This window comes from Dehalococcoidia bacterium, assembly GCA_035310145.1.
In the GTDB taxonomy this organism is placed as follows: domain Bacteria; phylum Chloroflexota; class Dehalococcoidia; order CAUJGQ01; family CAUJGQ01; genus CALFMN01.
In genome coordinates this window covers 1-25167 of the sequence record DATGEL010000140.1, presented here as the reverse complement: position 1 = coordinate 25167, position 25167 = coordinate 1, and the positions used below count along the sequence as shown (strand labels likewise).

The 25167-nt window shown below is 72.0% G+C and carries 28 protein-coding genes; 11 read left to right on the top strand and 17 right to left on the bottom strand.

Annotated features, from left to right (window positions below; translation table 11 throughout):
* Window positions 1–4 precede the first annotated feature (4 nt).
* From VKV26_25055 to VKV26_25045, 3 genes are read right to left on the bottom strand one after another with little or no spacing between them, the layout of a single operon-like run.
* Window positions 5–445 (bottom strand): hypothetical protein, encoded by a 441-nt coding sequence (locus tag VKV26_25055; protein ID HLZ73187.1) that lies wholly within the window; start codon window positions 443–445, stop codon window positions 5–7.
* A 21-nt stretch (window positions 446–466) separates the two neighbouring features.
* Window positions 467–748, bottom strand: a complete 282-nt coding sequence (locus tag VKV26_25050) for a hypothetical protein (GenBank protein ID HLZ73186.1) — start codon at window positions 746–748, stop codon at window positions 467–469.
* Between the two features lie 23 nt (window positions 749–771).
* A complete protein-coding gene (locus VKV26_25045) occupies window positions 772–1692 on the bottom strand; it encodes a methylenetetrahydrofolate reductase (protein ID HLZ73185.1) in 921 nt (306 codons plus the stop codon).
* A 62-nt stretch (window positions 1693–1754) separates the two neighbouring features.
* On the opposite strand from VKV26_25045, the gene VKV26_25040 reads away from it, so the two are divergent.
* Window positions 1755–2588 (top strand): MBL fold metallo-hydrolase, encoded by an 834-nt coding sequence (locus VKV26_25040; protein ID HLZ73184.1) that lies wholly within the window; start codon window positions 1755–1757, stop codon window positions 2586–2588.
* A gap of 95 nt (window positions 2589–2683) precedes the next feature.
* Here VKV26_25040 and VKV26_25035 read toward each other — a convergent pair whose 3' ends face one another.
* Together VKV26_25035 and VKV26_25030 are read right to left on the bottom strand one after the other, a co-directional pair.
* Window positions 2684–4909, bottom strand: coding sequence for a glycogen debranching N-terminal domain-containing protein (locus VKV26_25035; protein ID HLZ73183.1), 2226 nt, complete (start codon window positions 4907–4909; stop codon window positions 2684–2686).
* Between the two features lie 125 nt (window positions 4910–5034).
* Complete coding sequence (locus VKV26_25030) at window positions 5035–5763, bottom strand: DUF2071 domain-containing protein (protein HLZ73182.1); 729 nt, start codon at window positions 5761–5763, stop codon at window positions 5035–5037.
* A 168-nt stretch (window positions 5764–5931) separates the two neighbouring features.
* Here VKV26_25030 and VKV26_25025 point away from each other — a divergent pair, with 168 nt between their 5' ends.
* Genes VKV26_25025 through VKV26_25010 form a run of 4 tightly spaced genes read left to right on the top strand, consistent with a single transcriptional unit; the run spans window position 5932 to window position 7939 of the window.
* The gene (locus VKV26_25025) at window positions 5932–6684 is read left to right on the top strand and encodes an HAD family hydrolase (protein ID HLZ73181.1); all 753 of its coding nucleotides are present in this window, start codon (window positions 5932–5934) and stop codon (window positions 6682–6684) included.
* A 31-nt stretch (window positions 6685–6715) separates the two neighbouring features.
* Window positions 6716–7024, top strand: a complete 309-nt coding sequence (locus VKV26_25020) for a hypothetical protein (protein HLZ73180.1) — start codon at window positions 6716–6718, stop codon at window positions 7022–7024.
* 34 nt (window positions 7025–7058) lie between these two features.
* On the top strand, window positions 7059–7499 hold the full coding sequence (locus VKV26_25015) for a hypothetical protein (protein ID HLZ73179.1): 441 nt from the start codon (window positions 7059–7061) through the stop codon (window positions 7497–7499).
* Window positions 7496–7939 (top strand): hypothetical protein, encoded by a 444-nt coding sequence (locus VKV26_25010; protein HLZ73178.1) that lies wholly within the window; start codon window positions 7496–7498, stop codon window positions 7937–7939. The genes VKV26_25015 and VKV26_25010 overlap by 4 nt, the downstream gene beginning before the upstream one ends.
* Window positions 7940–8038: 99 nt before the next feature.
* Here VKV26_25010 and VKV26_25005 read toward each other — a convergent pair whose 3' ends face one another.
* Window positions 8039–8317: a hypothetical protein gene (locus VKV26_25005; GenBank protein ID HLZ73177.1), complete on the bottom strand. Its 279-nt coding sequence runs from the start codon at window positions 8315–8317 to the stop codon at window positions 8039–8041.
* Window positions 8318–8471: 154 nt separating this feature from the next.
* Here VKV26_25005 and VKV26_25000 point away from each other — a divergent pair, with 154 nt between their 5' ends.
* A complete protein-coding gene (locus VKV26_25000; GenBank protein ID HLZ73176.1) occupies window positions 8472–9548 on the top strand; it encodes an LLM class flavin-dependent oxidoreductase in 1077 nt (358 codons plus the stop codon).
* Between the two features lie 20 nt (window positions 9549–9568).
* Window positions 9569–10486, top strand: a complete 918-nt coding sequence (locus tag VKV26_24995; protein ID HLZ73175.1) for an SAM-dependent methyltransferase — start codon at window positions 9569–9571, stop codon at window positions 10484–10486.
* A 90-nt stretch (window positions 10487–10576) separates the two neighbouring features.
* On the opposite strand, the gene VKV26_24990 is transcribed toward VKV26_24995, so the two are convergent.
* From VKV26_24990 to VKV26_24980, 3 genes are all read right to left on the bottom strand, one after another.
* Window positions 10577–11656, bottom strand: a complete 1080-nt coding sequence (locus VKV26_24990) for a glycoside hydrolase family 172 protein (GenBank protein HLZ73174.1) — start codon at window positions 11654–11656, stop codon at window positions 10577–10579.
* Window positions 11653–12564: a formyltransferase family protein gene (locus VKV26_24985; protein HLZ73173.1), complete on the bottom strand. Its 912-nt coding sequence runs from the start codon at window positions 12562–12564 to the stop codon at window positions 11653–11655. Before VKV26_24985 ends, VKV26_24990 begins: the two co-directional genes overlap by 4 nt.
* A 76-nt stretch (window positions 12565–12640) precedes the next feature.
* Complete coding sequence (locus VKV26_24980) at window positions 12641–13357, bottom strand: hypothetical protein (GenBank protein ID HLZ73172.1); 717 nt, start codon at window positions 13355–13357, stop codon at window positions 12641–12643.
* Between the two features lie 144 nt (window positions 13358–13501).
* On the opposite strand from VKV26_24980, the gene VKV26_24975 reads away from it, so the two are divergent.
* Window positions 13502–14029, top strand: coding sequence for a DinB family protein (locus VKV26_24975; protein ID HLZ73171.1), 528 nt, complete (start codon window positions 13502–13504; stop codon window positions 14027–14029).
* A 77-nt stretch (window positions 14030–14106) separates the two neighbouring features.
* Here VKV26_24975 and VKV26_24970 read toward each other — a convergent pair whose 3' ends face one another.
* The 5 genes from VKV26_24970 to VKV26_24950 form a co-directional block, all read right to left on the bottom strand.
* Window positions 14107–15393: an MFS transporter gene (locus tag VKV26_24970; protein HLZ73170.1), complete on the bottom strand. Its 1287-nt coding sequence runs from the start codon at window positions 15391–15393 to the stop codon at window positions 14107–14109.
* Window positions 15394–15538: 145 nt separating this feature from the next.
* The gene (locus tag VKV26_24965) at window positions 15539–15955 is read right to left on the bottom strand and encodes an arsenate reductase ArsC (protein ID HLZ73169.1); all 417 of its coding nucleotides are present in this window, start codon (window positions 15953–15955) and stop codon (window positions 15539–15541) included.
* Window positions 15952–16710 (bottom strand): MIP family channel protein, encoded by a 759-nt coding sequence (locus VKV26_24960; GenBank protein ID HLZ73168.1) that lies wholly within the window; start codon window positions 16708–16710, stop codon window positions 15952–15954. Before VKV26_24960 ends, VKV26_24965 begins: the two co-directional genes overlap by 4 nt.
* Entirely contained in the window at window positions 16695–17159 is a 465-nt protein-coding gene (locus tag VKV26_24955) for a metalloregulator ArsR/SmtB family transcription factor (GenBank protein ID HLZ73167.1), read from the bottom strand. The genes VKV26_24960 and VKV26_24955 overlap by 16 nt, the downstream gene beginning before the upstream one ends.
* Before the next feature lie 109 nt (window positions 17160–17268).
* The gene (locus tag VKV26_24950; GenBank protein ID HLZ73166.1) at window positions 17269–19770 is read right to left on the bottom strand and encodes an AAA family ATPase; all 2502 of its coding nucleotides are present in this window, start codon (window positions 19768–19770) and stop codon (window positions 17269–17271) included.
* 271 nt (window positions 19771–20041) lie between these two features.
* On the opposite strand from VKV26_24950, the gene VKV26_24945 reads away from it, so the two are divergent.
* Together VKV26_24945 and VKV26_24940 are read left to right on the top strand one after the other, a co-directional pair.
* A complete protein-coding gene (locus VKV26_24945) occupies window positions 20042–20356 on the top strand; it encodes a hypothetical protein (GenBank protein HLZ73165.1) in 315 nt (104 codons plus the stop codon).
* Window positions 20357–20716: 360 nt separating this feature from the next.
* A complete protein-coding gene (locus VKV26_24940; protein ID HLZ73164.1) occupies window positions 20717–21193 on the top strand; it encodes a hypothetical protein in 477 nt (158 codons plus the stop codon).
* A 62-nt stretch (window positions 21194–21255) separates the two neighbouring features.
* Here VKV26_24940 and VKV26_24935 read toward each other — a convergent pair whose 3' ends face one another.
* The 3 genes from VKV26_24935 to VKV26_24925 form a co-directional block, all read right to left on the bottom strand.
* Window positions 21256–22098 carry an SMP-30/gluconolactonase/LRE family protein gene (locus VKV26_24935; protein ID HLZ73163.1) on the bottom strand — a complete coding sequence of 281 codons (843 nt, stop codon included), beginning with the start codon at window positions 22096–22098 and terminating at the stop codon, window positions 21256–21258.
* A gap of 130 nt (window positions 22099–22228) precedes the next feature.
* The gene (locus VKV26_24930) at window positions 22229–22969 is read right to left on the bottom strand and encodes a hypothetical protein (protein ID HLZ73162.1); all 741 of its coding nucleotides are present in this window, start codon (window positions 22967–22969) and stop codon (window positions 22229–22231) included.
* Between the two features lie 269 nt (window positions 22970–23238).
* Window positions 23239–23775, bottom strand: coding sequence for a 3-phenylpropionate/cinnamic acid dioxygenase subunit beta (locus tag VKV26_24925; protein HLZ73161.1), 537 nt, complete (start codon window positions 23773–23775; stop codon window positions 23239–23241).
* Window positions 23776–23932: 157 nt separating this feature from the next.
* Between VKV26_24925 and VKV26_24920 the strand changes: the two genes are divergently transcribed.
* Window positions 23933–24877 carry a D-2-hydroxyacid dehydrogenase gene (locus VKV26_24920; GenBank protein HLZ73160.1) on the top strand — a complete coding sequence of 315 codons (945 nt, stop codon included), beginning with the start codon at window positions 23933–23935 and terminating at the stop codon, window positions 24875–24877.
* Window positions 24878–25167 lie beyond the last annotated feature (290 nt).

Genomic DNA, 25167 nt, shown 5'->3' with positions numbered 1-25167 from the left:
GCCCTCAGGCGGCCGCGCGCGTGTCGCGAAAGGCCGCCGCTGCCTCGATGAAGGCGCAGATCAGCGGGTGCGGCCGATTGGGTGTCGAGTTGTGCTGCGGCAGGAAGAGCGAGGCGATGAAGAAGCGCCGCTCTGGCAGCTCCACCGCCCGCGCCTCGCCGTCTGCGCTCCAGCCGCTGATGCGCAGGCCGGCCCGCGCCAGCGCCGGCTGAAACCGCGGGTTCACCTGGTAGCTGCACTGGAACGGCTCGCGCAGCGCCGTGGCGCCGCAGGCCGCCGCGATGCGCGTGCCCGGCTCCAGCCGGATCGCCTGGCTGCCGAACAGCGCCGGCCCATCCGCGCCGGGCACGGCGCAGGCCACCTGCGTGATCAGCGCCGTGCCCGCGCCGCCGTACTCCGCGTGCCCCGCGTCCGCCATGCCCAGCACCGAGCGTGCATACTCCAACACGGTATGCTGGAAGCCGCCTCAGGTGCCGGTGAAGGGCCAGTCGCGCTCGCGGGCGAAACGAATCCCCGCCAGGGCGCCGTCGATGCTCAGGTAGGGGCTGCCGGGCGAGGCCCAGAGCGCGTCGCAGGCGGAGAGCGCCGCCTCGGCGCCTGGCTCCAGCAGCGCCGGCGTCGGTAGCCAGCGCACCTCCACCGCGTGGCCCAGTTGCGCCGCGGTGTGCGCCAGCGCCTCGTTCGTCGCCACGTGCGAGGGCCGGCCGTCGAAGTCGCCGATCACGCCGATCAGCAGCGGGGCACCCATCGCCTGCCTCCTGCAATCCAGCTTCAGGCACGGGCCGTGCGGCCGGCAAGCCCCGCCGCCGCGATGATCTCTGGAATGCGCTGCTCCCAGTACGGCGCCAGCAGGTGAATCCCGGCCACGCCCGGCAGCGCCGCCAGCGCCGCCGCCGTCTCGGCGCAGATCGCCAGGCTCTCCTCCGCGAACGCCGTATCCGAGAGGCCGGCGAGGCGCTGCTCGATCGCTGCCGGAAGGCGCACGCCCGGCAGCCGCCGGATGAAGCCGAGCACGCGCGGCGATCGCAGCGGCCCCGTAGAGGCAAGGATCGCCGGAGTTCGACCCAATCCCGCCGCCCGCAGCTCCTGCAGCCAGGCGGCGAAGCCCGGCACGTCGAAGATGTACTGCGTCTGCACGAAGCGCGCCCCGGCCGCCGCCTTCGCCCCCAGCCGCTCGATGCGCTGGAAGCGCGACTCGTCAAACGGATGCGCCGCCGCGCCGAGCAAGAGCCGCGGCGGCGCCCGCAGCGCGCCGCCGTCCAGGAAGCGCCCCGCCATCAGCCCCGTGGCCGCGCCCATCAGCGCGACGCTGTCCAGGTCGAAGACCGCCGGCACGGGCGAGCCTTCGGCTGGCGTGTCGCCGGTGAGACAGAGCACGTTCGCCACGCCCAGCGCCGCCGCGCCGATCAGGTCGGACTGCAGCGCCAGGCGGTTGCGATCGCGGCACTGCATAGTCAGCACCGGCTCCAGCCCCTCCTCCAGCACCAGGCGGGCGGCGGCCAGCGGCGCCATGTGCGCGGAGACGGCCTGCCCGTCCGGCACGTTGGCGGCCAGCACATGGCCGCGCAGCAGCCGCGCCCGACGGCGCAGCGAGGCGGCGTCGGCGCCGGGCGGCGAGGTCAGCTCCGCGGTGACGATGAAGCGCCCATCGCGCAGCGCCGCATCGAGCGCGGAAACGGGTTCGGCCGGCACGCGCACGCAACGCCTCCGAACGCCTATACTACGGCGTGCGCCAAGCAAGAAGGAGGCAGTGGATGCCAGCGCCCATCCTCAAGGTCGGGGAGATCACCGTCATTCCGCTCTCGGACGGAGGCTTTACGCCGCCGCCGTCCGGCTTCATGCCCGCCGTCCCGGCCGAGGCCTGGAACGAGCCGGAGGTGAAGCAGTACCTGACGCCCGAGGGCAACGTGCCGCTCAACTTCGGCATGTTCCTGCTCGTCCAGGGCAACAGCCGCACGCTGGTCGATGCCGGCGTCGGCGGACGCGGCGGCGGTATGCCGATGGGCAAGCTGCCCGGCGAGCTGGAGAAGGCCGGCGTCGCGCCCGACCAGATCGAGCGCGTGCTGATCACCCACCTGCACCTCGACCACATCGGCTGGTGCACGATCGACAAATCGGGCAAGCCGGAGACGCTGTTCAAGAACGCCCGCCACATCGTGCAGCGCAAAGAGTGGGAGTACTGGACGCAGGAGCACATCAAGAAGGACAACCCGGTGATCGGTCTCTGCGCCGAGCCGGTCCACGCCCACGGGCTCGTCGATCTGGTCGACGGCGACGTGACCGTCGCGCCGGGCGTCTCCGCGCTGTTCACACCGGGGCACACGCCCGGCCACCAGGCGTTCCTGCTCAACTCCGGCGGCGAGAAGGCGATCATCCTGGGCGACGTGACCCACTCCATGGCCCAGCTCGAACACACCGATTGGTGCCCCGGCTTCGACGTGGACCCGGCCGCCAGCCAGAAGACGCGCGCCGAGGTCTTCGACCGCATCGAGCGCGAGGGGCTGAAGGTCTGCGCCGGCCACTACCCTTATCCGGGCATCGGCGCGTTCGTGCGCGTGGAGGGCAAGCGCCGCTGGCAGGGGATCTAGGTGACAGGAACGAGGAAATAGGAACGAGGAAATAGAAATTAGCTGTCTCGGGCCAGGTTCCTCGTTCCTCGTTCCTCCCTTCTATTTCCTGAATTCTATTTCCCCGTCTCCGCGCCGTCCGCCTGCTGCCACGCCTCCTGCTTGACGGCGAGCGGGGCGCCGTCCTGGCGCGCCACCTCCCAGTAGGAAGAGCCGTCGCGGCGCCGCTCGAAGTGCAGGTGCAGGCGCGTCTTGCCCACGGAGAGGTTGTTGAGATCGAGATCCCAGAGCCAGTGCGGCAGCGTGGGGTCGAGGTAGAGTACGCCGTTGGGCGCGTCGGCGCGCAGGCCCAGGATCGATTGCAGGAAGTGAAAGATGCTGCCGGCCGCCCACGCCTGCGGAATGTTGGCGCCGATGTACTGCGCCGGAAACGAATCGGGCACGCGCGGCATGCCGGCGTAGACTTCGGGCAGCCGGTAGCTAAGAAAGCAGCGCGCGGCGTCGAAGACGGCGCGCGCCACGCGGTTCATCTCCTCGGCGTAGCCGTAGCGCTTGAAGCCGGCGGCGATGATGCCGTTGTCGTGCGGCCAGACAGAGCCACGCTGGTAGGAGTACGGATTGTAGGCCGGGTTCTCTGAAGAGAGTGTGCGAATGCCCCAGCCGCTGAACATGTCCTCTTTCAGCAGCCGCTCGACCACGCGCCCGGCGCGCGCGGGCCGGGCGATGCCGCTCCACAGGCACTGCCCGGCGTTCGAGGCTACCGCGGTTGATGGCCGCTTCTCCGGGTCAAGAGTGAAGGCGTAGGTTCCCTCCTCCTCCAGCCAGAAGGCGCGGTCGAAGGCGCTGCGCAGCCCATCGGCCTGGTCGCGCAGCCTCTGCGCCCGCTCCGGCTGGCCAAGCACGTCGTAGATCTCCGCCATGCGCTGCCAGGCGTCGTAGGCGTAGCCCTGCAGCTCGCAGAGCGCCTTCGGCTGCTGGACCTGGCTGCCGTCGCCGTAGATGACGGCGTCGCCGGCGTCCTTCCAGGCCATGTTCTCGTAGCCCTGATCGGAGAAGGTCTTGTACTCCTGGAAGCCGTCGCCGTCCAAATCGCCGTAGTTCTCGATCCACGCCAGGCAGCGTTCAGCCACGGGCAGCAGGCGTTTGACCAACTCCAGATCGCCGGTCCACTTCCACGCCTCGTGCAGCACGATCAGGTAGAGGATGGTCGCATCGGCCGTGCCGTAGTAGGGCGTGTGCGGAATCAGGTTGAAGTGCGCCAGCTCACCGTGGCGCAGCTCGTGCAGGATCTTGCCCGGCTGTGCGTCGCGCCAGTCGTCGCGCTCCTGCGCCTGCCACCGCGCCAGCTCCTCCAGCGTGGCCACGGCGAACGGCGCATGCACCATCATGTTCTGCAGGGAAACGATCAGGCTGTCACGGCCGAAGAGGGTCACGAACCAGGGCACGCCCGCCGCCGGCAGGAAGCTGTTCTGATGCTCGCTGCGCTCCGGCAGGCGCAGCGCCGCCATGTCGCGCACCGCCTGGTCGTAGGCGCGGTAGACGTGCTCGTTCGGCGTGTTCACCTGCGAGCAGGCCGTGCGCCAGTCCTCCATGACGTCGTCGCGCGGCAGGTCGGCGATGCTGTGCTCGTGGGCACGGCGGCGGTGCGTGCGGTTGGCGAGGTGCGGATGTTCGCGCGGGTGCTCGTCGTGCTCCAGCAGCATCAGGCCGCGCGCCTGCCAGCTCTCGCCCGCGCCGAGCTGGATCTCGAAGATCAGGCGGCCGTTGGCGTAGGCCGCCGGCTGGTCGTGCTCCATCACGCGGTAGCGGAAGCGCCGCGAGAAGTCGCCGTTGCGGTAGAGCGTGTGGATCTCCTGCCGCTCGTCGTTCCAGCGCGTCTCCATCGCGCCGCGCCGCACGATGTTGCCGGATTTCACCTCGAAGATATCGGCGAAGTCGGAGCGCAACACCAGCTCGAAGTTGAAGCGCACGCGGTCCTGCGAGAAGTTGCTGATCGAAAAGTGCTCGCGGATGCAGTCGTCCTCCACCATGCGGTCGATCGTGAGAGCGACGGTCTGCGCCGCCATCGTGCTCTTCCACTCGTGCGGCCGCTCGGAAGGCGTCAGCACATCCGGATTGACCAGGTCCAGCCGCGCGGCGAAATAGGTGACGGCGGCGGAGGTCACCAGCTCCCAGGGCCGATCGTTAATGTAGAAGGAGTAGGTGCTGAGGAAGCGCGTGTCGTCGACGAACACGCCCTGCGGCTCCGCTTGATCGATCTGTCCGCCCAGATCGGTGACCATGAACGTGCGTCCGCGGTTGATCGTCAGAACCGGCGGCCCCACGCGGATCTCAATCCCCATCGCCGTGCTTCCTCCATGCCTGCTGCCGCCGCGCGGCGCCCTGCCTTCAGCGTACCCGCCCGGCAGGGCGGCCGCCGAGCCGCCGATGAAGTATTGTGCACTCCCTCCCGCAGCAGCGGCCGCCCTCAGGCGAGCCGCCGCAACGGCCAGACGCGCACCGCCAGCCGTCGCGCGAAGTGCAGCAACGGCGGCTGCTCGGGCGGCGCGATCCCGTGCGCGGAGGACATCGTGTTCGCCGCGATCGTCGCCGTCGCCGGCTGCAACGGCCAGGGCGCGTGGTCGATCTCGGCGCGATACAGCCGCCCGGCGCGATCGGCCGCATAGAGGCAGTAGCGCGCCGTGAGGAAGTGGGCCAGCGAACCCCGCGGAGGCGGCGCCGCCGGCCCGACCGGCGCATACTCCCCGACGAAGCGGGCCGGCGGAGCGCCGCGGTGCCTGCGCTCGCTCACGTAGGCAATGGTTTGGCCGCGCGTGCTGAGCATGCGGGCGCGGAAGTACGGCAGCCTGAAGGCGCCGCGGCCCAGCGCCACGGCCGCGGGGTTGCCCGCGTCGAGGCTGAAGAAGAAGACGCCGGGCCGGCCGTCGCGTACGACATAGGTGCGCACGTTCAGCTCGGGAAAGGTCGAGAGCCAGGGCAGCGCCGGCAGCAGGCGCGGGCGCACGCCGCTCATGCGGAAGGGCACCACGCCCAGCCACGCCGCGCCGTCGAAGGTGTCGAGCGGCAGCCCTGCCGGCAGCAAGGGCCGCAGCGCCTCGGCCGGCACGGGCCAGTGCACAAAGAGCAGGTCGCTCCACGTCTGCGCCAGCAGCCAGGGTCCGCACGGCGGCGGATACGGCCGGTATACCTCGCTCATTGTTTGCCTGCCGCAGGACGAGGGAAGAGGGAACAGGATCGAGGAAAAGGGAACGAGGAGATAGGAAATAGGGGTACCGCGGCCTCCCCTCTCGTTCCTCGTTTCTACTTCCTCGCCCCTCTTCCCTCTTCCCTGTTCCCTGTTTCCTGTACCTTGTACCCTACCCCTATGGTCGAAGTCCGCGCGATCATCTTTGACCTCGGCGGCACGCTGCTGGAGTTTCCCGACTGGGACCAGCAGGTCGCCGCGCGCTGGGGCGGCACACACGATCAGCTCCTCGCCCTGCGCCCCGAGGATGCGCCCGAGCGGGCCGCATTCGTCGAGGCGATGCTGGCGGCCGAACTGGAGCACTGGCGGCGCGTCGACACCGAGCACTGGAGCGGTCCGCCTTCCGGCCTCGTGCGCGACGGCTACGCCCGCCTCGGCCGCCGCGCCGACGAGCGGACGATCCTGACCGTGCTGGACGCCTGCGCCCGCGCCCTCGACGGCTGGGCGCGGCCCTTCGCCGACGCCGCGCCCACGTTGGCTTACCTGCGCGGCCAGGGCTACCGCCTGGGCCTGCTCTCCAACACCTGGTGGGCGGCCGCCTGGCACAACGCCGACCTCGCCACGCACGGCCTCAACCACTATCTCGACGAGCTGGTCTACACCTCGGACCTGCCGCACTCCAAGCCGCACCCGGAGGTCTTTTACACCGTGGCCGCGCGGCTGGGCGTGGCGCACGAGCACTGCGTGATGATCGGCGACCGGCCGATCGACGACATCGGCGGCGCCCTGGGCGCCGGCATGCGCGCCGTGCTCAAAACCAACGGCCACCTGTCCGAGCTGCCGGTTCACATCGCGCCCAGCGCCGTGATCGAGCACCTGGCCGAGCTGCCGGCGCTGATCGCCCGCATCAACGGCTCGCCGTCGCGGGCGTAGCCGATCACGACACCGCGGAGAGAGCAGGACGATGGACGACCGCGAGGCCGAGCTGGAGCGCCTGATCGCCGCCGCCGGGCGCCTCGCCCCGCCGGAGCTGGTGGCGCGGCTGGTGACGGCGGCGCGGCGGGAGGGGGCGCGGGCGCTGTTCGCCGCGCTCGACGCGGAGGGCGACTTGCGCCCCTGCGGCCAGGGCTGCGGCTGGGAGGGGCCCTGGGCGCTGGAAACGACGCTCTGGCCGGCCGATCGCGAGCGCCTGCTCGGCGACGCCTATCAAGCGCCGGCACAGCTCGCGGAGGCCGAAGAGCTGGCGCGGCTGCGCCCCGCGCCGCGCCCCTGAACGCCCCGCCCGATCCCACCCATGATGGAGACCGATGCAGAATCTTCGCGCTGATCGCACCTTCTTCGACTGGCTGCGGCAGATCTCCGCCGCCTACGGTGATGCGATGGCCGCCTGGGGCCAGGCCGTGCACGACGCCGCGGCCGGCGGCGCCGCTGTTACTTTGCTGACCGCCACGGACAGCGCGATCGAGCGGCTGGTGCAGATGCTGATCAGCGTCGGCCAGCAGCACGAGGCCGCCTCCACGCCCGAGGACGGCCACGGCGTGCTCGACGCGCTCGATCAACTGCTGGGCGCCAGCGTCGATCTGCTGCGCGAGGCGCGCGCGGGCATGGAGCAGCAGGGCGTCGCCGCGCTGGCCGCGCTGGCGAGCCGCATCGCCGGCCTGCGGGCACTGGAGAGCGGCGTCGAGCAGGCGGCCGAGCAGATGCGCGACCGGCTGGGCGATGCGATCGGCGACGCGCCCGCGCCGTGAGCGAGCTGCTCGTCGAACTCGAAGAGGCCGCAGGCGCCGGCCCCCGCGCCAGCTTCGGCGGCGACACGGCCGACCTGCTCGCCTTTCTCTCCTTCGCCGCCGCCGAGCGCTACGGCTCCACGCACCCGCTCTCGACGCTGGCGCGGCTGCTGCGCCGCGAGCACGGCGTAGACACGCGCCCCTTCTGGGAGTTCGACGCGGCCGAGCCGGAGGACGAGGAGGACCGCGCAGCGCTGGCGCGGCTCTGGCAGGCCGGCGAACCGCTGGCCGCCGCCGCGACCGCCGCGGCCGCCGCCCTGCGCGGCGATTCCCGACTCGCCGCCCTGGCCCGCGACTTCCCCGGCCTGCCCGCGCGCCTCGAAGAGCTGGCCGCGATCGCCCGCGCCGCTGCCGCTTCTGGCAAGCGCCTGCGCCTCACGTACCGATTGCGGACCAATTGAGGTAGGAAGTAGGAACGAGGAAATAGGGGGAACGAGCGGGCCCGGCGCGAGCCCCGCTATTTCCTCGTTCCTGCATTCAATATCCTCGTTGCTCGTTCCTCAGCGCCAGCTCGCCGGCGGCCACGTCTGCTCGTGGCGTGGCGGCGCCACAACCTCGGCGGGCGGCTGGAACGGGGCGCCGGCCACGACGGTGACGCGGTCCGAGCCGTGCGGATCGTAGTCGGTAAGACAGTGCGGGCAGAGCACGACTTCGTGCTCGCCGCAGGTGTCGCAGGGGATGCGGTCCGGCTCCCAGGCCGGCGCCTCGGCGCTCTCTTCGTCGAAGCATTCGGGGCTTGCGTTGCCGCAGTTCGGGCAGCGATACCAGCCGATCGCCATCTCGGCACCTCCCGGCGGGCACAGAACAACCGTGCAAGGAGTGTACATCCGCAAGCAGACGTCGCTACCGCTCAACCGGGTGAGCGCCCCGCCGAATCGCTATACTGCCCGCAGCAGCGCACAAGCGTACCAGCGTGTAAATGGAGCGGGCGAGATGGCCGAGCCGGCGGTCGAGGTCTGGACCAGCGGCGCGGGCGTGCCGGGGCAGTCCGCCCGCCAGGCAGCGGCGGCGGAGCGCGCCGGGTTCGACGGCCTCGCCTTCGTCGATTCGCAGAACCTCGCCGGCGACTGCTACGTCGCGCTGGCGCTGGCGGCGCAGGCGACGACGCGGCTGAAGCTCGGCACCGGCGTCACCAATCCCTTCACGCGCCACCCCGCCGTCACCGCCGGCGCCATCGCCAGCGTCCACGCCGAATCCGGGGGCCGCGCCGTGCTCGGCATCGGCCGCGGCGACTCCGCCCTCGCCCACCTCGGCTTCGCGCCCGCCTCCGTGCCGGCCTTCGCCCGCTATCTCCGCGCCCTGCAGGGCTACCTGCGCGGAGAAGAGGTGCCGTTTGCGCCGGAGGGCGACCTGGCGAAGCTCGGCCTCGCCGGCCAGCCCGAGGCCAGCCGCCTCGCCTGGCTGCGCCACGTCGCCGCCGGCCTGCCGAAGGTGCCTGTGGACGTGGCTGCCACCGGGCCGAAAGTGATCGCCATGGCCGCGACCGTGGCCGACCGCATCAGCTTCGCCGTGGGCGCCGAGCCGGAGCGGCTGCGCTGGGCGATCGGCGTGGCGCGCGAGGCGCGGCGCAGCGCCGGCCTCGACCCGCTGGCGCTGCCGCTCGGCGCCTACGTCACCGTCGTCGCGCACCCCGATCCGGCCACGGCACAGCAGCTCGGCGAGGGCAGCCTGGCGCTGTTCACGCGCTTCTCCGCCATGCACGGCCGCGTCGTTGGGCCGGCGTCGGCGCGCGACCGCGCCGTGTTCGAGAACGTCCACGACGCCTACGACATGCGCCGCCACGCCCGCACGGGCAGCCCGCAGGCCGCGCTGATCGACGCCGACTTCGCCTCGCGCTTTGCCATCTTCGGCCCGAGCGACTACTGTGCGCGGCGGCTGCGTCAGCTGATCGCGCTGGGACTGGACCGGCTGATCGTCGGCGGCCCCTCGCTTGGCGCCGACCGCGTCGATGCCGAGGCCGCCCGGCGACGCTTCACGGAAGAGGTCTTGCCCGCGCTGCAGGCGGCCTGAACTGCTGCAAGGAGGCTGTCGTGGCGGAACAGCGTGGGAGGCCCACGGCGCACAGCGGCGGCGAAGGGGAGACGCGGCCCGTGGCGCTCACCGCCCGCTGGATCGCCGCGGCGCGGGCCAACGAGAGCGCCCGCGCCAACCGCCTCTTCGATGACCCCTTCGCCGAGGCGCTGGCGGGCATCGGCCAGGTGGGCGGCACGGCGGGCGCCCTGCGCGCCGGCGCCTCCGCGATCGACGACCTGATCGTGCAGACCAGCCGGGTCTTCGGTGCCCCGTTCCTCGCTATTCGTACGCGCTTCTTCGACGAGCTGCTGCTGCACGCCGCGCGGGCAGGTCGCGTGCGCCAGGTCGTGCTGCTCGCCGCCGGGCTGGACGCGCGCGCCTACCGCCTGCCCTGGCCGCTTGGCACGCGCCTCTGGGAGCTGGACCAGCCGGCCGTGCTGGCGGCGAAGGATGCGGCGCTCGCGGCCGAGGGCGCCGAGCCGAGCTGCGAAAGGCACGCGCTGCCCGTCGACCTCGCCGTGCCTGGCTGGCAGGAGGCGCTGACCGCGGCCGGCTTCGACCCCGCCGCGCCCTCCGCCTGGCTGGTCGAGGGGCTGCTGATGTATCTCGATGAGGCCGCGGTGCGGGCGCTGCTGGCGGCGACCGCTGCGCTGGCCGCGCCGGGAAGCTGGCTGGGCGCCGACCTGTTCAACAGCGTCGTGCTCAGCTCACCCCTGCTGCGGCCGCTGGTCGGGCTGGTGGCGGCGCAGGGTGCGCCCTGGCGCTTCGCCAGCGACGAGCCGGAGTCGCTGTTCGCCGCCGCCGGCTGGCAGGCGAGCGTCACCGAGGCCCGGCAGGCGGGCGCCAGCTACGGCCGCTGGCCCTTCCTCATCGAGCCACGCCGCCTGCGCCGCGTACCGCGCTACTTCCTGATCGCCGCGCAGCGGAGGGTGTAGGCATGAGGGACGAGGAAACAGGAACGAGGAAATAGGAAATAGGGGTTACGTGACTCGGTTTCTCGTTTCTCTTTCCTCGTCCCTGTTCTCTCATACGATCTCCAGCGCGTCGGCCGCGGGCAGCGGCGGGAACGGCGCCGTGGGCAGCGTTTGGTACCAGTAGGCGACGGAGGCGATGTCGTCCTGCAGGGGCAGGTAGCGGCGGCCGCTGCGCCAGCCCAGCGCCTGGATCGTCACGCGCAGCTCCTGCTGGAAGCGGATCGGGTCGGCGATGTGCCAGCGGTAGAGGCCGAAGCGCCACTGCGACTCGTGCAGGCCCGATGGCTTGATCACCTGCGGCAGACCGGAGTAGGGCGAGCTGAACGGCACGTAGCCGTCGGTGGTGCGGTCGCCGAAGCACCAGGCGCCGCCGAAGTAATCCTCCGTGCCCGTGCCGCAGATCGTGGGGAACTCGCGGTCGCCGTCGAGGTAGAACTTGATCTCGCCCTCGCCCCACCAGCCGTTGTTGTTCACGCCCCAGGCCATGTACGTACCGACGTAGTGGCCGCGTCCGCGCACGCCCTCCAGCAGCGTGTAGGCCTCTTTGTACGGCAGCGGGTTCACCCGGCGGAACTGCGCGTGGAAGTAGGCCACGTCCTCCGGCACCTCGGTCAGCGCGTAGTTGACCTGGTAGTAGAGGATCAGGTCGTCCGTGCCGATGTTCTCCAGCGTGATGCGGCAGCGGCGGCGGAACGGCATCTCCCAGTAGCAGTTGAAGCCCTGCAGCGGGTTCACGCAGACGGCCAGCGAGCTGACCGGCGCGTGCCGGCCCCAGCCACAGGCGAAGAAGTCGCCCAGCGGGCACTCGACCGCGGGCTGCGCCTGCTCGTCCCAGTAGATGCGCAGGATCGCGTGCCGCCAGACGCCGCGCGGCGTGCACCAGATCTGCTGGATCGCGCCCGAGCCCTGGATGTCCGCCAGCTCACGGCATTCGCCCGGCTTGATCGTGACGTAGGGCGAGACCTTCCAGCCGAGGCCAAGCTCGCGGGCGGCGGCCACGCCCTCGGCGGCCATGGCGCCGCGGCCCGGCTCGCCCGTCGGGTTCTCGGCGCTGATCGAGCGCGTCTGCGCCCGCGAGAGCCGGGCCAGGTTGCCCAGGTGCAGCCCGAGCCCGTTGAACGCGTCGCTCATGCCCGCGCCTCCGCCGGCGCGAGCGGCGCCGCCTGCACCTGCAAGACGCCGTCGCCGCAGCAAAGCGTGATCACATCGCCGCTGCCGGCCAGCACGGCGCCGGGCGCTGCCGGCGGCGCCACGCCGGGCAACGGTGTGACGCGCTGGACCGCGTGCGGCACGCCGCCGATCCGCGCCAGGCAGCCGGGCGCGTCGTGGTCCTCCATGCCCTCGGTGTTGAAGGCGAGCACGCTGGCGCGCCCTTGCAGCAGCGCCGCCGGCAGACTCCAGTCCAGCCAGCGCTCCTCGGCCGTGAAGACGCCGCCATAGCTCGCCTTGCGCTCGTCCTGCGGCGTGCCGGGGTCGCCGGCGAGGGCGCGGGCGATGCCCTGCTCGAAGGCGGGCTGCATCGTGCCCAGCCAGGCGCCGAAGAGGTTCTCGACGCTGCGGTCCTCGGGCAGCGGGCAGGTGGCCTGCGCCAGCACGTTGCCCGTGTCGTACTCCGGCGCGATCCAGTGCAGCGTGGCGCCCAGCAGCGGATGGCCGTCGTAGACGCCGCGCAGCGGGTTCGGGCCGCGGTAGAGCGGCAGCGGCGCCGGGTGCAGGTTCACCGCGCCGTATTTGGGAAGCGCCACGACCTCGGGCGGCACGCGGTAGGGGAAGGTGAAGGAGACCACCAGGTCGGGCGCCAGCTCGCGGATCAGCGGCACGGGGCGCTGCATGCGCGTGGTGATCAGGATCTCCTGCGTGCGCGGCGCCGCGGCCAGCACCTCGCGGTACGTCGGCGTGGGCCGGCTTTTGGGGCCGGGCGAGGTGACGACGAGCAGCAGCCGGTGCCCTTCGCGGGCGCACCAGCCGGCGATCAGCGCGTAGGCCTGCGGCCGCACGCAGTAGGCGACGATGCGCAGGCCGGCCGGGCGTTCGGGCATGGGAGCCTCCTCTTGAGGTGACAGGGTACAGGGTACAGGTGACAGAGGGGTCTGAGGACGATCCCCACGATCACCTTCAACCTGGCGCCGATCGCCAACTCGGCCGCGACGGGCGCACGCCGTGCTGGCTGTTGGCGCGGAACTCCGCTTCCTCTGGATCGTGCGCCAGCCGCCGCGACGTATCCGGCTGCCGCCGGAAGCCGTGGCTCAACGCGCCGTCGAGGAAGATAAACGAGCGCTCGCCCTCGCGGATCTCCGGCAGGAACTCCTGCACCAGCAGCCGGCGCTCCGGCACACCCGCTTGCAGCTCCGCGATCACGCCGGCCAGGCTCTTCGCCGTTGCCCGGTAGACATGGTGGCCGCTGGCGCCGACCGCCGGCTTGATCACCACCGGCGCCCCGGCGAAGCCGCGCACGGCGGCCGCGATCGCCTCGGGCTCGTTCGCCACCACGCGGGTGTGCGGCACCTGCACACCGCGCGCCGCCAGCTCCAGCAGGTAGGCCTTGTCCAGGTTCCAGCGCACGAGGGCCGGCGCGTTGAACACCCGCCGGCCCCGCGCCTCCAGCCAGCCGAGCCAGTCGGCGAACGCCGCCGGCGCGTGGTGGTAGTCCCAGTTCGAGCGCAGCACGACCGCGTCCGCGGCGGCGAACACCGGCTGGTCCTCCGGCGCGTTCCAGCGCGCCGCCGCGACCGCGACGCCGTGCCGCTCGCGCAGCGCCCGGGCCAGCGGCGCATCGCCCGCGCTCAGCTCGGGCCAGGCGTTGCAGGTGGTGAGCACAATCGTGGGCATCATCGTTCCGCCTGAGGGGACAGGGTACGGGAACGAGGAAGTAGAATAGAGAAAATAGAAAATAGGAACGAGGCCATCGCACCCCTGATTCCGATTTCCTCGTTCCGCGTTCCGCGTACCTGTCCTCTGCAGCCTGGGAAGCCGGCCATGAAGCAGCTTACCGCCCAGCGCCTCCGCACGGATCTCGTGGCCGCGCGGGGCGAGTTTCACGCCGCCCTCGACGCCCTCTCCGACGCGGACTGGCGCGGGCCGAGCCGCAACCCCGGCTGGACGAACGGCGAGGTGCTGTTCCACGCCTTCCTCGGCTTCCGGCTGACGTGGGTGCTGATTCCCTTCGTGCGCCTCTGGGGCAGGCTGCCGGCCGGCGGCTCGCGGCGCTTCGCCCGCGGCCTCAACGGCACGACCGGGCCGTTCAACGCGCTCAACGCCTTCGCCGCCCGGCTCGGCGCCCGCCTCTACTCGCGCAAACGGCTCGGTCGGGCCTACGACGGCGCCCATCGTGCCCTGCTGCGCCGGCTGGCGACCATCCCCGAGGTGGAGTGGCAGCGCGGCATGCACTACCCGACCCGCTGGGATCCGCTGTTCAGCGACTTCATGACGCTGGAGCAGACCGTCGCCATGCCGATCGCGCATCTGCGCTTCCACCTCGGTCAGGTCGCGGGGACGAGGAAATAGAAGACAGGAAAGAGCAAATTGGAACGAGAAGCCGGGTCACGCGCCCCCCTATTTCCTTGTTCATCGTCCCAGCGCCCCTACGCCCCCTGTAACCTGTCCCCTGTCACCTGTAACCTCCTGTCCCCCGTTCCCTGTTCCCTACTCCCTGCGATGAGCACGGCCACGGCGGCCGCGGTGGAGGCGGCGGTCAGCAGCCAGAGCAGCGCCGTGTAGCTGCCGGTCGTGTCATAGAGGATACCGGCGCCCACCGGCGCGATCGCGCGGGCGCCCGTGAGGAAGAAGGCGAGCACGCCGCTGATGCTGCCGTAGCTGTCGGGGCCGTAGAACTCGGCCACCAGCGCCGCCCGCGCCGGCGTCACCGCGCCGAAGCCCGCGCCGAAGAGCACCACGAAGCCGATCACGCCGGCGCCGCTCTGCACCAGCAGCAAGAGCAGCAGGGCGAACGCCTGCAGCAGGAAGATGGCGCAGGCCACCCAGGCGCGCGGCAGGCGGTCGCCCAGCGGCGTCAGCACCAGGCGGCCGGGCAAGGCCATCACGCCCACCAGCCCCGTGACGTTGGCCGCGAACTCCTTGCCGTAGCCGTGGTCGGTGAGATACGGCACCAGGTGCACGAACAGGGCGCTGACGCCGAGCGTGTTGAGAAAGAAGGCGCCCATCAGCCACCAGAAGGCGGCGCCGTGCAGCGCCGTGCGAACAGGCAGGCTGCGCTCCAGCGACCCGTCCGCGTCCCCTGCTCCCTCGGACGGCGCCGCGCCGTCGGGCAAGAGGCCAAGGTCCTGCGGCCGGCGGCGCAGCACCAGCGCGTGCAGGGGAATCGTGCCGGCGGCGAGGGCGATCGCCAGCGTCACCAGGGCGCCGCGCCAGCCCTGGCGGACGACGAGCAGGCCGGCGAGCGGGATGTAGATCACGCTGGCGAAGCCGGCCATGAAGGTGAGCAGCGTCAGCGCCCGGCCGCGCCGGCGCCGAAACCAGGTCGCGACGATCACGAAGGCCGGCTCGTAGAGCACCGCCGCCATCACCACGCCGATCGCCGCCCAGACGAGGTAGAAGGCGAGCAGGTTTCCCACCGCCGCCCAGGCCAGCACCAGCAGCGCCGCGGCACAGGAGCCGAGCGTCATCAGCAGGCGCGGCCCGTGCCGGTCCAGCCAGCGGCCGACGGGCACGCCGACCAGGCCGGAGAGCAGCAGCGCCAGCGAGAAGGCGCCGGTCATCGTCGCGCGGGACCAGTGGAAGCTCTCGCGCATCGGGTCCAAGAAAACGGTGAAGGCGTAGTAGAGCACGCCCCACGAGGTCGTCTCTGTGACGCCGAGCGTGGCGACCAGCACCCAGCCGTAGTAGGGGCGGCGCGCGAGTGGCCGTGACATGCCCGCCACTATAGCGGAGACGCCCACGTCTGACAACGGAAAATCGGAAAAACACGGAGCAAGGAACGAGGAAATAGCAACCAAGAAAGAGAAAGTAGGAAAGGGGGCGCCTGCTCGTTCCCCCTATTTCCTGATTTCTATTTCCTCACGCGGTCCCTGCGCACCCGAGCTCGGCCAGCAGCCCCTCGACGCGGGCGCGGATCTCGTCGCGGATGACGCGCACCCGCGCGAGCGGCTGCCCTGCCGGGTCCTCCACCAGCCAGTCGAGATAGCGCTTCCCCGGATACACCGGGCAGGCGTCGCCGCAGCCCATCGTGATCACCAGGTCGGCCGCCTCGACCACCGCGTCGCTGAGCGGCCTGGGGAACTCGTGCGCGAGGTCGATACCCACCTCCGCCATCGCCGCGACCACGGCTGGGTTGATATGCGCGGCCGGCTCCGAGCCGGCGGAGTAGACGCGCACCCGGCCCCCGGACATGGCGTGGGTGAGCGCCGCGGCCATCTGCGAGCGGCCGGCGTTGTGCACGCAGACGAAGAGCACCGCCGGCGCGTGGCCCGTCATGCTTCCCTCCCGCCGTCCGCCGCGGCGGACCGCTGGCCCCCGGCGCGGATCGCCTGGTAGGCGAGCGCCCCGGCCAGTGCCCCGGCGATCGGGCCGAGCCAGTAGACCCACCACGCCGTCCAGTCGTTGGAGACGAGCGCCGGGCCGAACGATCGCGCCGGGTTCATCGAGGCGCCGGCGATCGGGCCCGCGAAGGTCGCCGCCAGCGCCACGTAGCCGCCGATCGCGATCGCCGCCGCCTCGCCCACGGCGCGCGTGTCGGTGGCGACGGCCATGATCACAAACATCAGGAAGAAGCTCAGCACCCCTTCCAGCGCCAGCGCTTGCCCGGCGCCGTGCCCCGGCAGCGTGGCGCCCAGGTGCGCGACGTTGCCGTACAGCCCCTTGGTGACCAGGCTGGCCGCCGCCGCGCCGGCGAGCTGCGCGCCCAGGTAGCCCGGCACGTCGCGCAGAGGGAAGTGGCGCGTCAGCGTGAAGGCGAGCGTGACGGCGGGGTTGATATGGGCGCCGGAGATGTGGCCGATCGCGTAGATCATCGCGCCCACCGCCAGGCCGAAGCTGAGGCCGATGCCCACGGGTGTGACGCCGCCGTGCGTGTAGGCGTCGATCACCGCCGCGCCGGGGCCGCAGAAGACCAGCGCAAACGTGCCGATGAACTCGGCCGCGCAGCGCCCGGCCGCCGGTCCGGGGCGCAGCGATACGTGTCGATCTCTCGGCGCCGACACGGCCGTGTCGGGCGTCACCTCGCTGGCCATCGCAGGCCCAGGTCCGGTCGAAGCCGCCGGGCGATGGCGCGTCCGCGGGCAGCACGAAGCCCCCATGCCGCGCGGCGCACGTTCCCGGCCGGCGTGCGCAGGAAATCGCCGGAGGGGCCGTGATAGACCTTGTAGCGGGCCGGCTGCGCGGAGGTCATCGCTGCTCCGTCGTGGCGGCCGCCGCGGCGCTGCCGCAGCACGCCAAGATGGTGGCTGGCCATGCTCTGCGAGACGCCCAGCAGCGCCTCCAGGTCGCAGACGCACAGCTCGCGCTGCGCCAGCAGGCCGGCGATGCGCAGTCGCGTCGGGTCGGCCTGCACCCTGAGCAGCGCCGGCAGGCGCCCGAGCCGCGGCTGCCGCGCCGCCGCCAGCGCCAGCAGCAGCGATCCGCCCCGATCAAATCGACGCACGTCGAGATGATAGCCGGCTACCCGCGGCCGCAACAGCATCCGGATGTTAGCGGCGGTGAGCTGGGGACGGACAGGCGCAGGGGCGCGCCCACCCCGTTCCCACCCGCCCGCCCACGCGGGGACGAGGAGACCGGACCGAGGGCCGAGGTCACGGAATCTCTCTTCCCTCGTCCTCCGCCTCGGCCAGCGCCAGCGCGATCGCCTGCTCCAGCGCGAGCGCGCGGCCGGCAGCCCAGGCCTCGTCGAACGCGGCTTCGCCCAGCGCCGCCCGCGTCGCGGCCAGCGCCGGCAGGTAGGTCTCCTGCGGCAGCGCCGACACCCAGAGCGGCTCGTCGCGCCAGCCGGCCGGCGCCGCCGCCAACAGCCGCGCCGCCGTCTGCGCCCGGCCCGCCACCGTCAGCCGTCCGGCGATGCCGATCAGACAGGCCGCGCCGAGCGTGGCGCTCTCCACATCGCGGGCCAGCACCAGCGCCCGCCGCCATTCGCCCAGCGCCTCGGCCTCCTCGCCCGCGTTTTCGGCCAGCCGCGCCAGCACCATGTGCGTCTGCGCCAGGTCGGACGTGCCGCCCAGCGCCTCGGCCAGCGGCACGCTCTCCCGGTAGAGCCGCCGCGCTATGGCGGAGCGGCCCTCCCGCAGCTCCAGCCCGGCCAGCACCGAGAGCGCGCTCAGGCCGATCAGGTCCGCGCCGAGCTGCCGCGTCAGGCGCAGCGCCTCCTGCAGGTGGGCGCGCACCTGCCGCGAATCGCCGCCGTGACGTAGCAGCGAGGAGCCGGCGAAGGACTCGGCGAAGGCGATCTCGTGCGCCTCACCCGTGGCCCGTGCCAGCGCCAGCGCCTCTTCCGCGTGCGATCGCGCCCGCGTCGCCGCGCCGGCCGGCACGTTGGCGCTCAGCAGCGCGTGGACGCGGGCCAGCATCGGCCAGTCCTCCGCCGCGCGGAAGCGTGCGGCCGCCTGCTCGAAGTAGGCCACCGCCGCCTCGCCCTGCGCCTGGCCGAGGCAGCAGATGCCGGCGCTGTAGAGGGCGAGGGCGCGGGCCGGGTCGGACTCCGCCGCCCGCCGGTCTGCCAGCAGCGCCTCGGCCCAGCGGCGGCCCTCGCCCGGCGCACGCAGGTAGAACCAGGTGCTGAGGCAGCCGGCGATGCGCAGCCCCACGCCCGGCTCCGTCTCCAGCGCCCACCGCAGCGCGGCGATAATGTTCTCGCGCTCGGCGTCGATCGGCAGGAGCACGCTCTCCAGCACGCGGCCGTTCTGCCGCCAGCGCGCCCAGCAGCGCTCGCTCAGCGCGCAACAGTAGTGGGCGTGCCGCCGGCGCAGCGCCGCCGTCTCGCCGCTCGCCGCAAGCTGCTCCAGCGCGAACTCCCGCAGCGTGGCCAGCATGCTGAAGCGCGGCTCGCCGGCGGCCTCGTCCCTGCGCAGCAGGCTCTGATCGAGCAGCGCCGCCAGCCCCGCCAGCACGTCCAGCGCGCCGTCCGCGCCCGCGACCGCCTCGGCCGCCGCCAGCGTCCAGCCGCCGCTGAACACGCTCAGCCGGCGGAAGAGCGCCTGCTCCGGCGGCGCCAGCAGGTTCCACGACCAGGCGATCGCCGCCCGCAGCGTTTGCTGCCGCGCGGGCAACGAGGGCGCGCCGCCGCCGAGCAGCTCCAGGCCGTGGTCGAGGCGGGCGAGCAGGGCCGCCGGCGGCAGCAGCTTGACGCGCGAGGCAGCCAGCTCGATCGCCAGCGGCAGGCCGTCCAGCCGCCGGCAGATCGCCGCCACGGCGGCGGCATTCTCCGCCGTGAGCGCGAAGTCCGGCTGCAGCGCTCGCGCCCGCGCCGTGAACAGCCGCACCGCCGGATTCTGGGCCAGCCGCGCCGGCTCCGCCTCCGTCGCCTCGGGCACGGGCAGCGGCGCCAGCGGCAACTCCTGCTCCTCCGCCAGCCGCAGCCGCACCCGGCTGGTGACCAGCAGGCGCAGGCCGGGAGACCCCGCCAGCAGCGCGTGCAGAAGCGGCGCGGCGTCGATCAGGTGCTCGGCGTTGTCCAGCAGCAGCAGCAGGCGCCGGCCGCGCAGATAGGCGCCCAGCGCGGCGACGAGCGACCGGCCGCCGCCGCCGGCCACGCCCAGGGCGTGCGCGATCGCCGGCACGATCCCTTCGAGGTCGCGCACGTCGGAGAGATCGACGAACCAGGCGCCGTCGGGATAGGCGGGCGCGGCGGCTTCGGCCACGGCCAGCGCCAGCCGCGTTTTGCCCGTGCCGCCCACGCCGGTCAGCGTGAGCAGCCGTGCCGCGCCGAGCAGGGCGCCGGCCTCCTCCGTTTCCCGCTCGCGGCCGATGAAGCTGGAGAGGACCGCCGGCAGGTGCGCGCCGCCGGGCGGACGCCGGCGCAGGTGCGCGTGCAGGCGCGCGGCCGTGAGCAGCTCGTGCAGCCACGCGGGCGAGAGCGCAAGCCCGGCGAGCGGACCGGCGTCGTAGCCGCGGAAGACGCCCTGCTCGGCGCAGAGGGCGACGATCGCCGCCTCCGCCGCCGCGTCCGGCACGGCCTCATCCCGCTCCCAGCGCACCACCGTGCGGCGGCTGCAGCCCAAGCGCGCCGCCCAGACCTCCTGCGAGAGGCCGCGGGCCTCACGCAAGGCACGCAGGATCGCGTTCCACGGCGGCCGATCTGGCACCGTATCGCCTTCAGATGGAACAGGTTGCCACGCATCATACACATTCTTGGCGCACGTTTGGCGCAACGCCCGCGGCCCGCGTTGCTACACTTCTCCGCATGCGTCGCGGCGGTGCAAGGCTTTCGTCGCATCGGCGCGGCGGCCGGCAATCCGCGAATCCGGCCGGCCTCCCCGTTGATGTGGGTAGCCGGCCCGCACAACGCTCCGGCGGCAGGGAAGCCGGCGGCCCGGACCTGAAGTTGCTGGGAGTTGCTGGGAAGGAGACATCCGCATGGCCGCTGATGATCTCGTCGATCTGCCGGCACTGTGGGAGAGCTGGACGTGTCCCGGCGCCGGGGCGGAGGCGTTGAGCGGCTTCACCGCCCGCTTCGGCCAGGCGGCGCTGGACCTGTGCGCCGCGACCGTGCACCGCATGGCGCATGAGCCGGAACTGATCGCGCGCGTGCGCCGCCGGCACGAGCTGCTGGGCGTGCAGTACCTCGAGCTGGGCGCGGCGAGCACCGCGGCCACGGCCGGCGCCGCCGGCCAGCGCGGCATGCTTGTGGCCCTGCTGCTGGAGTCGGACGCCCGCTTCTTCGCCGCCTGAGGAACGAGGGGGAAGGGAAGAGGGAATGGGAACGAGGCCGCGAACCCCCTATTTCCTATTCTCTCGTCCCTATTTCCTCGTTTCTCGGCCCTCGTTCTCGGGGCGTTCAACCGTAACCGGGTAATTCCCAGCCTGACTGCGCCAATCCGTCCGGCGCGACCGTTCATATTCACAGATCGGTGGTGCGGCGGCTCGCCCTTCCGCGCGAGCCGCGCCATGCAGCTGCCGAGATCAGGGGCAGGGGCGGCGGGGACTGTTCCCTGAACCCTTACGTGCAGGCTGCGGCCGGAAGTGGAGGAGCCGGCGGCAGCCGCAAACGCTTCGCGCCGTTCGGGAGGCGCGCGGCAGAGGAGCGGCAGCATGAGCATGATCGACCACGAGCTCGAACCACCCGTGCACGGCGGCACCGTGCGCCAGCTCGCCCGCTTCCTGGCGATGACCGCGGGCGGCGCCTTGCTGGCGCTGGCGCTCGTCGCCCTGCAGCACGAAGGTTCGCGCCCGTCCGCGCTGCACACCGCGCACCCGGCGACGACTGCGTCGGCCGCGCCCACTCCGCACGAAGCGGCAACGCAGGCTCCTCCAATTCCGGCCGCGGCCGCGCTGGCGGCCACGCCGGTGCCGGCGACGAAGCTGGTGCTCGTCGGCTCGGACGCGCAGGCCGCCTCGCTGCGCCAGGAGTGGGAGGACGCGGAGCGCGTGCGCACACAGCTCAGCGGCGGCACGCCGCAGGATCTGGTGATTCTCGTGGTCAACGACGCGGAGCCGCTGGGCGGCCGTGTCTTCCTCGAAGGCTACCTCGGCCCGAACACGACGATCGTGGACCTGCGCCCGCGGTGACAGGTGACAGGCGGGTCCAAGGACAATCCTTCCTGTCACCTATCACCTATCACCTGTCACCTTCAAACGCGGGCGAGCGGCGCGGGCAGGCCGGCGACGTCCGCGCGCGTGCGGAAGATCGTGCCGCCGCGCTCGGGCGCCTCGCTGTTGTCGGCCGTGACGATGTAGAGGTCTTGCCGCCCCTCGCCGCCGAAGCAGAGGCTGGTGACGGCGCTCGCCGGCACGGAGAGCGTGCGTTCCAGCGAGCCGTCCGGCCGGTAGCGCGCCACGCAGCCGCCCTGGAACACGGCCACCCAGACGCCGCCCTCGGCATCCACCGCCAGGCCGTCGGGCACGCCCAGCTCGACCCGGGCGAAGACGCGCCGGCCGGAGACCTGGCCGCGGCCGTGCACGTCGCTGATATAGATGGCGCGGGCGGCGCTGTCGGAATGGTAGAGCAGCCGCTCGTCGGGCGAGAAGCCGATGCCGTTGCTGAGGCCGACGCCGTCGTAGACCTGCGTCGCCTCGCCCGCGCCGGAGATGCGCCACAGCTCGCCCGGCGTGCGCTGGCCGCCCTGCGCGAACGGGTCGCTGCGCACGGTGCCGGCGTAGACGGCGCCCCAACGGTCGGTGAACAGGTCGTTGAAGCCAGGGGTGTTCTCCGGCGCGAACAGCACGCGCGTCTCGCCCTCGCGCACGTGGCAGATATCGCGGCCGGAGACGACGAGGCCGCCCTCGGCATGCAGGGCGATGCCGCCCACGCCGCGCCGTTTGGGGATGACCGTCGCGATCGTGCCGTCGGGGGCGCGGCGAAAGACGCCGCCGTTGTGCACGTCGCTGAAGTAGAGGTTGTCGCCGGCGTCGAGGCGCGGCCCCTCGATCAGCCCGTAGCCGAACGCCAGCGTCTCGATCGCCTCGCTCGCCATCGCGGGCCTCCCTGCTCTGAGGTGACAGGTGACAGGTTACAGGGAACAGGCGGAAGGGGGCAGGGAACAGGAACGAGAGGCGAGGCCATGGTACCCCTCGTTCCTTGTTCCTATTTCCTCGTTCCGCGGCTCAGTTCGTGTTGGCGCAGATGGCGTAGAAGATGACCTGGCCGGCGGCCGCCGTGCTGCCCGTATCGTTCAGCAATACCGCCACCCAACTGCTGTCCGAGTTTGGGCCGTCATCGTCTACAAGAAACGTGCCGGCAGTACGATTGAGCACGCGCACGCCGCCGCCCAGCACCCTCTTACCGGGCGAGCAGGTGACCTGCTGCACCATCTCCGAATTCGGCGCCAGCGTCGGGTTGGTGAGGACGACCTGGTTGCGCTCCCAGTTCGAGAGCCCGGCCGGCCCCTGTGCGCCGATGGGCCCCTGCGGTCCGGCCGGCCCCTGGGCTCCCGTTGCGCCGGTTGCGCCGGTTGCGCCCGCCGGCCCCGTGTCGCCCTTCGGTCCCTGCGGTCCCGCCGGCCCGATTGGCCCTGTGGCGCCGGTGGCGCCGGGTGCGCCCGTATCGCCCTGCGGCCCCTGCGGCCCAACCGGCCCCGCGGGGCCTTGCGGGCCGGCCGGTCCGGCCGGCCCCTGCTGGTTCCAGGTGAGCGCCGATTCGTTCTGTTTGCAGTCGGCGGCAGTGCCGACGATGCGCGTGTTCCTCTCGCCGTTGTCCTTGACGCAGGCCGTGATCGTGCCGCCGCTGCCGCTGGCGCGCACCAGCGCCACCGCGCCCGTGGCCAGCACGCCGAGCGCCAGGCCGGCGGCCAGCCAGACCAGCCGGCCGTGCCCACCCCGAACCAAACCGGAAGAAGGATTCGCCATCGCCGCGTTCCTCCCCACGCCGCCGCGGGCGGCGTGCTGGTGCTGGCACCATGACCATGCAACTCAGTGCTGCAAATATGGTCTTGAGCCTTGGCAAGGCCGTCAAGGCACGGCGGGTGTCGCAACGATACGGAAGAGTATCGAGATGCAGCGCCGCAGGCGCGTGGCCGCCTCGCCATCATCGCCATCGCGCCGCGCGGCGACGTGCGCGGGCCGCTCTTTCGGTGCGACGGCGCTGCAGCCGGCCCGCGCCGTCTGTTCCCTGTTCCCTAGAGAAAGAACGTGAGGTTCTTCGCCAGCAGCACGTTCTGGTCGAGTGTGATCGCGCGGCGGGCGAGCAGCAGGCCGCCCGCGACGCGGCGCAGCGTGTCCTCGCGCTTGCCCACGAGGATGTCCGTCTCTTCTTGCAGGCGGTTGCGGTAGAGCAGGAAGCGGCTCTTCACGCGCAGCTCGGCGCCGTCATCGGCCAGGATCTGCACGTTGGTGACCAGGTGGCAGAGGCGCGAGAGCGGCTCCTCCGCCCAGTGAATGCCCGTCTCGATCTGCTGCACGCGCTTGCGCAGCGTCTCCTTGCCCTCGTCGAACCAGGCGATGTCCCGCTGCTCGCGCGTGGCCTCGCGCGCCGCCTGTTCGCCGGCGCGCACGTTGCGGCGCAGCGGCATCCAGTAACGCACGTCCTCGGCCAGCAGCTCGAGCCACGCGGCGAAGCGCCGCTCGTCCAGCAGCTCGGCCTCGTGGAAGAGCCACTCTTCGACCTCGCGCTGCAGCAGCAGCCGGGCGACGGCGGCGGATTGGGACTCGTCCATCGGGGACAGGTTACAGGGAACAGGGAACAGGGAACAGGGAACAGGTGGTGACAGGTGACAGGGGAAGGAGACTGTCACCTGTCACCTGTCACCTGTAACCTGTCACCTGGATCTACGCGCCCGTCCGGCCCGAACGCAAGCGGAGCAATGAGACGCCATGAGCTTCAAGCTGGTGATGCTGCCGCCCTACTTCGAGGAGAGCTGGCCGCAGAAGATCCGAGAGGCCGTGCCCGACGCCGTGGTCAGCGCCTGCGCCACCGACGAAGAGGCGGCCCGGGAGATCGTGGACGCGGACGCCGCCTACGGCACGGTGCCGCCCGACCTCTTCGCCCGCGCCCGGCGGCTGCGCTGGATCGCCGCGCCGCTCGCCGGCCTCGGCGGCGGCTGGTTCTACGACGCGCTGGTGCAGAGCGACGTCGTCGTCACCAACATGCGCGGCAGCTACAACGAGCATCTCTCGGCCCACGCGCTGGCCTTCCTGCTCGCCTTCGCCCGCCGCCTCGACCACTACGCGGCGCAGCGCCGCTGGCGGCGCGGCCCGAGGCCGATCGACCTGACGCGGGCGACGGTGCTGATCGTCGGCGTCGGCGGCTCCGGCAGCGAGGCGAGCAAGCAGTGCGCCGCCTTCGGCCTGCGCGTGCTCGGCTGCGACCCGCGCACGACCGAGCCGGCGCCCGGCATGGCGGAGCTGTTTCCGCCCGAGCGGCTGGCGCAACGGCTGGGCGAGGCCGACTTCGTGCTCGTCACCGTGCCGGAAACGCCGGACACGCTGGGCATGTTCAACGCCGCCTTCTTCGCGTGGATGAAGCGTGGCGCATACTTCATCAATATCGGCCGCGGCGGCACCTGCGTCACGGCCGACCTGATCGCGGCGCTGCGCTCGGGCCAGCTCGGCGGCGCCGGGTTGGACGTGGTCGCGCCGGAGCCGTTGCCCGACGACAGTCCACTCTGGTCGCTGCCCAACGTGCTGATCACGCCGCATGTGGCGATCGCCGGCGCGCCCTACCAGCAGAAGTGGGAGGAGATCCTGCTGGAGAACTGCCGCCGCTTTGCCGCCGGCCGGCCGCTGCTCAACGTCGTCGACAAGCGGAAGTGGTTCTGACGAGGGCAAAGGGCGCAGGAACGAGGAAAAAGGGCGAAGGAAATAGGAAATAGGGAGCGCCAGGCCACCCCCCTATTTCCTATTTCCTGAATTCTATTTCCTTGTTCCTGTTCCTGTTCCCTGTTCCCTGTTCCCTGTACCCTACCGTAGTGAACCGCCCCGGGTTTCATAGAGACTCGGGTTATTGGGAAGCAGCCAGTGGAAGCGGCTGCTGCTCATCGTAGTACAGGGCCTCGAACTCCGCTGGCGGCGCCATGCCTAACTCTCCATGGAGCCGGCGGCGGTTGAAC

Bases quoted from the DNA above. Each gene is read 5' to 3' on its own strand.
- VKV26_24970 (HLZ73170.1), bottom strand. From the start codon at position 15,393: ATGTCACGGCCACTCGCGCGCCGCCCCTACTACGGCTGGGTGCTGGTC.
- VKV26_25035 (HLZ73183.1), bottom strand. From the start codon at position 4,909: ATGGGGATTGAGATCCGCGTGGGGCCGCCGGTTCTGACGATCAACCGC.
- VKV26_25015 (HLZ73179.1), top strand. From the start codon at position 7,059: ATGCAGAATCTTCGCGCTGATCGCACCTTCTTCGACTGGCTGCGGCAG.
- VKV26_24935 (HLZ73163.1), bottom strand. From the start codon at position 22,098: ATGGCGAGCGAGGCGATCGAGACGCTGGCGTTCGGCTACGGGCTGATC.
- VKV26_25020 (HLZ73180.1), top strand. From the start codon at position 6,716: ATGGACGACCGCGAGGCCGAGCTGGAGCGCCTGATCGCCGCCGCCGGG.
- VKV26_24980 (HLZ73172.1), bottom strand. From the start codon at position 13,357: ATGATGCCCACGATTGTGCTCACCACCTGCAACGCCTGGCCCGAGCTG.
- VKV26_25050 (HLZ73186.1), bottom strand. From the start codon at position 748: ATGGGTGCCCCGCTGCTGATCGGCGTGATCGGCGACTTCGACGGCCGG.
- VKV26_25040 (HLZ73184.1), top strand. From the start codon at position 1,755: ATGCCAGCGCCCATCCTCAAGGTCGGGGAGATCACCGTCATTCCGCTC.
- VKV26_25000 (HLZ73176.1), top strand. From the start codon at position 8,472: ATGGCCGAGCCGGCGGTCGAGGTCTGGACCAGCGGCGCGGGCGTGCCG.
- VKV26_24940 (HLZ73164.1), top strand. From the start codon at position 20,717: ATGAGCATGATCGACCACGAGCTCGAACCACCCGTGCACGGCGGCACC.
- VKV26_25025 (HLZ73181.1), top strand. From the start codon at position 5,932: ATGGTCGAAGTCCGCGCGATCATCTTTGACCTCGGCGGCACGCTGCTG.
- VKV26_24960 (HLZ73168.1), bottom strand. From the start codon at position 16,710: ATGGCCAGCGAGGTGACGCCCGACACGGCCGTGTCGGCGCCGAGAGAT.
- VKV26_25030 (HLZ73182.1), bottom strand. From the start codon at position 5,763: ATGAGCGAGGTATACCGGCCGTATCCGCCGCCGTGCGGACCCTGGCTG.
- VKV26_24955 (HLZ73167.1), bottom strand. From the start codon at position 17,159: ATGCTGTTGCGGCCGCGGGTAGCCGGCTATCATCTCGACGTGCGTCGA.
- VKV26_24945 (HLZ73165.1), top strand. From the start codon at position 20,042: ATGGCCGCTGATGATCTCGTCGATCTGCCGGCACTGTGGGAGAGCTGG.
- VKV26_24975 (HLZ73171.1), top strand. From the start codon at position 13,502: ATGAAGCAGCTTACCGCCCAGCGCCTCCGCACGGATCTCGTGGCCGCG.
- VKV26_24990 (HLZ73174.1), bottom strand. From the start codon at position 11,656: ATGAGCGACGCGTTCAACGGGCTCGGGCTGCACCTGGGCAACCTGGCC.
- VKV26_24965 (HLZ73169.1), bottom strand. From the start codon at position 15,955: ATGACGGGCCACGCGCCGGCGGTGCTCTTCGTCTGCGTGCACAACGCC.
- VKV26_24930 (HLZ73162.1), bottom strand. From the start codon at position 22,969: ATGGCGAATCCTTCTTCCGGTTTGGTTCGGGGTGGGCACGGCCGGCTG.
- VKV26_24925 (HLZ73161.1), bottom strand. From the start codon at position 23,775: ATGGACGAGTCCCAATCCGCCGCCGTCGCCCGGCTGCTGCTGCAGCGC.
- VKV26_24985 (HLZ73173.1), bottom strand. From the start codon at position 12,564: ATGCCCGAACGCCCGGCCGGCCTGCGCATCGTCGCCTACTGCGTGCGG.
- VKV26_24920 (HLZ73160.1), top strand. From the start codon at position 23,933: ATGAGCTTCAAGCTGGTGATGCTGCCGCCCTACTTCGAGGAGAGCTGG.
- VKV26_25005 (HLZ73177.1), bottom strand. From the start codon at position 8,317: ATGGCGATCGGCTGGTATCGCTGCCCGAACTGCGGCAACGCAAGCCCC.